This window comes from Janthinobacterium sp. JC611 (assembly GCF_018682595.1).
GTDB lineage: Bacteria > Pseudomonadota > Gammaproteobacteria > Burkholderiales > Burkholderiaceae_D > Janthinobacterium.
Map to the genome: position 1 here is coordinate 1 of NZ_JAFLJN010000059.1, position 440 is coordinate 440.

General features: G+C 45.5%; 1 tRNA gene. It reads left to right on the forward strand.

What is annotated here, in order from left to right:
• Window positions 1-77 precede the first annotated feature (77 nt).
• A tRNA-Ala gene (locus J0O65_RS25300) sits at window positions 78-153 on the forward strand.
• Window positions 154-440: the final 287 nt, after the last annotated feature.

The following is a 440-nucleotide window of genomic DNA, read 5'->3' on the forward strand; positions in this document are numbered from 1 at the left end:
CACCGTGTTGATAACGCGGGGGTCGTTGGTTCGAGTCCAACCAGCCCTACCAGTTTCTGTAGTCTGTATTACCCATTGGGGGATTAGCTCAGCTGGGAGAGCACCTGCTTTGCAAGCAGGGGGTCGTCGGTTCGATCCCGTCATCCTCCACCAAAAGTTCAAACGTAAATCAGTGCAGATAGTGCGCCGGGATTTAGGTTTGGTCTTTTCGAGACCAAGTGCTGTATGTTCTTTAACAATCTGGAAGAAGTAAAGATTATTTATTGATCGGTTTATCGTAAAAGGTGAATCGATGGGTAATGATTGTATGTATCAACAAACAAGCAACAACGTTGTACTTTCTTATCCCTGTAGCGCTCTTTTCGTTTGAAAGAATGAAGAGGCTAACGTTATAGGGACAAGCGAATAAGTGCACATGGTGGATGCCTTGGCGATTACAG